We start from the raw sequence: 4522 nt of genomic DNA, 5'->3' as shown, positions 1-4522 counted from the left end.
GGCGCTCGCCCCACCGGCCGGGCCGGCGGCGCGGGCCGCGTACTCCTCAGAGATGGAGTTGTGCTGGGAGACAGGGAGGGGGGACTGTCGCATCACGGGTGCCTTACTCGTTCGATGAGGGCGTCCAGGACGGCCGCACAGCCGTCCCGCCACACGGGCTCGGTCAGGATATCGCCGCGGTCGCGCACCCACTGCGGCGCGCTGCCCATGACGACGCCGGCTCCGGCCCACTCGATCATCTCGACGTCGTTGGAGCCATCCCCGACCGCCAGGACGTGGGCAGAGTCGGCGCCCAGGCGGGCGATGAGCGCCTCGAGGGCGGAGGCCTTGGTGACGCCCTCGGGGGCGACGTCGAGCCAGGCCGTCCAGCCGATGGCGTACTCCACCGAGTGCAGCCCGGAGTCGGCCACGATCTGGGAGAAGCGATCCACGGGCATGCCCGGGGCCCGCAGGACCACGCGGGTAACCGGCTGGGAGACGAGCTCGTCGAAGGTGACGACCCGCTGGTCCTCGATGAGCTCGCCGTCGGGGAAGAGCCGGGAGACCTTGAAGCCGGCGCCGGGGTCCTCCACGGCGAGGATCCCGTCGGGCACGGCGGCGTGAAGGGTCTCGATGGCGGTGCGCGGGTCGAAGGTGCGCGAGTCGACCACCTCGTAGCCGCCGGGGGCGTCCGGGTCGAGCCGCAGGGTCAGGGCGCCGTTGGCGCACACCATCCAGCCGGCGGACAGCCCCAGGTGGCGCACCACCGGCATGGCGGCGGCGATCCCGCGGCCGGTGGAGATGACCACGGGGACCTTGTGGGCGCGCAGGCGGGCGACGGAGGCCATGACCCGCTCCGAGACGCTCCCGTCCATGTCGAGGATGGTGCCGTCGACGTCGAGGGCGACGACGAGCCCGTGGCCGGGCGCGAGCCGGGCGCCGCCGTCGGCCTCCAGGGCGTCAAGGTCCCGCATCCGGTCCTGGACGAGGGCGTGGTACTCCTCGTGTCCCAGGGGCCGACGGCGTAGAGCGTGCTCGCCGGTACCTGCGGCCTGTCCGGCGCCGTCCTCGAGGTGCCCGACGTACTCCGTGGAGCCGCCCAGGCGGGTCAGGGGCTGGCCGGCCGGGGCGATGCCGGTGGCGGGGTTGACGGCCGGACCGTTGCCGGTGGGGTTCACGGGGCCGGCCCTCAGGCGGTGGCGCCGACGGGCTCGATGACCTCCAGGCCGCCCAGGTAGGGGCGCAGGCCCTCAGGCACGCGCACCGAGCCGTCGGCCTGCTGGTGGTTCTCCAGGATGGCGACCATCCAACGGGTGGTGGCCAGGGTCCCGTTGAGGGTGGCCACGGGGCTCGTGCCTCCCTCGCGGCGCTCGCGCACGGCCAGTCGGCGGGCCTGGTAGGTGGTACAGTTGGAGGTGGAGGTGACCTCCATCCAGCGCTGCTGGGTGGGCAGCCAGGCCTCGCAGTCGAACTTGCGGGCGGCGGAGGAGCCCAGGTCCCCGGCGGCGGTGTCGATGACCCGGTAGGGCAGCTCGACCAGGGCCAGCATCTCCTCCTCCATGGCCAGGAGCCGGGCGTGCTCGGCCTCGGCGTCCTCGGGGCGGCAGTAGGAGAACATCTCCGCCTTGTTGAACTGGTGGACGCGGATGATGCCGCGGGTGTCCTTGCCGGCGGCCCCGGCCTCGCGCCGGTAGCAGGTGGACCAGCCCATGTAGCGCTTGGGCCCGGCGGACAGGTCGAGGATCTCGTCGGCGTGGTAGCCGGCCAGGGCCACCTCGGAGGTGCCGGTGAGGTAGAGGTCGTCGGCGGGCAGGTAGTAGATCTCGTCGCTGTGGGCGCCCAGGAAGCCGGTGCCGCCCATGACCTGCGGGGTGACGAGGGTGGGGGTGGTCATCGGGGTGAAGCCGTGGGCGACGGCGGCGTCCAGGGCGGCCGTCATGAGGGCCAGCTCCAGGCGCATGCCCCAGCCCTTGAGGTAGTAGAAGCGGGCGCCGGAGACCTTGGCGCCGCGGCGGGTGTCGATGATGTCCAGGCCCTCGCCGATCGCCAGGTGGTCGGCGGGCTCGAAGCCCTCAGCGGCGAAGTCGCGCGGCTCGCCGCCCTCGTGGCGCAGGACGACGTAGTCCTCCTCGCCGCCCGAGGGCGCCCCCTCGATGAGGTTGGCGAACTGGCGGGCCAGGTCGTCGAGCTCGGCGGCGGCGGCCGAGGAGGCGGCCTCGGCGGCCTTGACCTGCTCGGCCAGCTCCTTGGCGCTGGCCAGGATCGCCGGGCGCTCCTCCGGGGAGGCCTTCCCCACGGACCGGGAGACCTGCTTCTGCTCGGCACGGAGGTTCTCGAAGGCGGCCAGTGCCTGACGGCGGGTCTCGTCGGCGGCGATGACGCGGTCGACGAGATCGACGTCGGCACCACGGGCTCGCTGGCTGGCGCGGAAGGGCTCGGGGTTCTCACGAAGCGCACGCAGGTCGATCATGGTCCTGAGTGTAGTCAGGACCGCGCCCCAGACAGCATTCGAGCAGCGCCCCGGGCCGATCCGGGCCGCGAGCGCGACGGGCGACGGAGGCGGGGCGAGCCGGGGACGCCCGAAGTCACGGACGAGTGGCGGAGCCAACACTCGAGGGCGGAACGGGTGGGATTCGACGTCGACCCCCCGGCGGCCGGCTCACTGCCAGCGCCACCCAAGGCCCTGAAATCCAGGAATGATCCAGGAGATTGGGCGGTAGCGGCGTGGGGTCGCAAGGCCGCGACATATACACGCTCACCCTCACCCGCACCACCTCGGAACGGCGAACGTGACCCACACCCCTCTTACCAACGCAATCCACCTGTGAATAGAATCCATTTCAATCGGTGCGCCCTATCGTTCCCGACGGTGTTTCCGAGCCGCCACGTTGGAGACTCGCCCTCACCTCCCACCGCACCGCCCTCCCCGCTCCTCCCGGCTAGTCGTCTGTCCCCGATTTTCTGCCACTCCGTCATATCAGGCTCGCCGACCCCCATGAATGCGGGCCCCGACCACAGGACCACAACTCATGCCGACCACATCATCTCCGTCCTTCTCCCAGCTGAGGGCCTTCGTAGCGCTGTGCGACCACCAGCACTTCGGTGAGGCTGCCGCCGCGCTCGGAGTCAGCCAGCCCAGCCTGTCCCAGGCCATCACCGCACTGGAGAAGCGCGTCGGCGGCGAGCTGGTGGAGCGCACCACCCGCCGCGTCCTGGTCACCTCCCTGGGCGAGGCCCTGCTGCCCTACGCCCGGGACGCCGTCCTGGCCGCCGAGGCCTTCAACGAGGCCGCCTCCAGCCAGGGCGCCGCCCTGAGCGGCACGATGCGCCTGGGCGTCATCCCCACCATCGCGCCCTACCTGGCCCCCGTCCTCATTGACGGCCTGCGTGAGGCCCTGCCCCAGATGGACCTGGACCTGCGTGAGATGGTCACCGGGGACAACCTCGACCAGCTCGCCCAGGGGCGCCTCGACGCGGCCATCATCGCCTTGGAGGACGACCTTCAGCGCATCACCGCGATCCCGATGTTCGACGAGCGGCTCGTCGTCCTCACCGCCGCCGACCACCCCTGGGCGGGCCGCACGGACGTGAGCCCCGCCGAGCTCGACGACCAGCCCCTCCTCCTGCTCGACGAGGGCAACTGCCTGCGCGACCAGACCCTGGCCCTGTGCCAGCGCTACGGCTCCCACCCCCCGGTCGCGGTGGCCACCACCCTGTCGACGGTGACCCGCATGGTCGCTCACGGCTCCGGCGTGACGATCATCCCCGAGGGGGCGCTCCAGCTGCTGACCCCCTCCTCGGAGTACGGCGTCGCCTGTTTCGGCGACGAGGCGCCGATGCGCCGCATGGGCCTGGTGCACCGGGTCTCCTCCTCCCGCGGCGCCGACTTCGCCCAGCTGGCCGACCTCATCTCGCGCCTGGTGAGAGAGGCCGACCTGCCCGTCTCGCCTGTCAAGGCCTGAGCCCTTCCTCCGGGGCGCCTCTCGCCGGCGGCAGGCGCTCTCTCGCGTCCTCTCGGCCCGTTCCTGCCCGCCGCCCCCTGGCGGGCCGTGACCCAGGCCGCCAGGGAGACTAGCCTGCCCCTATGACGGGCGGCACCGACGGCGGCACCCGGGCGACGACGCGCACCGGGCGTCCGCTGGCCTGCGTCGTCGTCAACCCCTCCAAGCCGCGCGTCACCGCCGCGGTGCGCTCCCTGTTGGAGGGCGAGCTGCGCGAGGCCGGCTACGCCGGGCCCGTGTGGTTGGAGACGAGCGTCTCCGAGCCCGGCACGATGCAGGCGCGCCTGGCTCTGGCGGCCGGGGCGAGGCTGGTGGTGGCCGCCGGCGGTGACGGAACGGTGCGCTCGGTGGCGGCCGGCCTGGCCGGCACCGGGGCCCAGATGGGTATCGTCCCGCTGGGCACGGCGAACCTGGCGGCCCGCAACCTCGGGGTGCCGGTCGGGGATGCCCGGGCGGCGGCCCAGGTGGTGGCCCGCGGCGTCGATCTTCCCGCCGACCTGGCCTGGGTGCGCACCGAGCCCTGGTCCGATCCCGACGTCGCC

Annotated in this window: 4 protein-coding genes; 2 read left to right on the top strand and 2 right to left on the bottom strand. The window is 72.8% G+C overall.

All coding sequences use genetic code 11. From position 1 onward, the window contains the following. Positions 1 to 92 precede the first annotated feature (92 nt). Both RIV14_RS13340 and serS read right to left on the bottom strand, forming a co-directional pair. A complete protein-coding gene (locus RIV14_RS13340) occupies positions 93 to 1157 on the bottom strand; it encodes an HAD family hydrolase (RefSeq protein WP_428978892.1) in 1065 nt (354 codons plus the stop codon). Positions 1158 to 1168: 11 nt separating this feature from the next. Then, positions 1169 to 2449 carry a serine--tRNA ligase gene (gene serS / locus RIV14_RS13335; RefSeq protein ID WP_070662586.1) on the bottom strand — a complete coding sequence of 427 codons (1281 nt, stop codon included), beginning with the start codon at positions 2447 to 2449 and terminating at the stop codon, positions 1169 to 1171. Positions 2450 to 3008: 559 nt separating this feature from the next. Here serS and RIV14_RS13330 point away from each other — a divergent pair. After that, positions 3009 to 3941: a LysR substrate-binding domain-containing protein gene (locus RIV14_RS13330; RefSeq protein WP_075371955.1), complete on the top strand. Its 933-nt coding sequence runs from the start codon at positions 3009 to 3011 to the stop codon at positions 3939 to 3941. A gap of 122 nt (positions 3942 to 4063) precedes the next feature. Beyond that, positions 4064 to 4522, top strand: a 459-nt coding sequence (locus RIV14_RS13325) for a diacylglycerol/lipid kinase family protein (protein WP_309325236.1), incomplete at its 3' end; no start/stop codon positions are given.

The organism is Actinomyces acetigenes (assembly GCF_031296635.1).
Taxonomy (GTDB): domain Bacteria; phylum Actinomycetota; class Actinomycetes; order Actinomycetales; family Actinomycetaceae; genus Actinomyces; species Actinomyces acetigenes.
The sequence above is the reverse complement of the archived record's forward strand: the minus strand, read 5'-3'. Positions and strand labels throughout refer to the sequence as shown.

Coding starts and splice junctions, on each gene's coding strand:
- RIV14_RS13330 (WP_075371955.1), top strand. CDS start 3,009: ATGCCGACCACATCATCTCCGTCCTTCTCCCAGCTGAGGGCCTTCGTA.
- serS (WP_070662586.1), bottom strand. CDS start 2,449: ATGATCGACCTGCGTGCGCTTCGTGAGAACCCCGAGCCCTTCCGCGCC.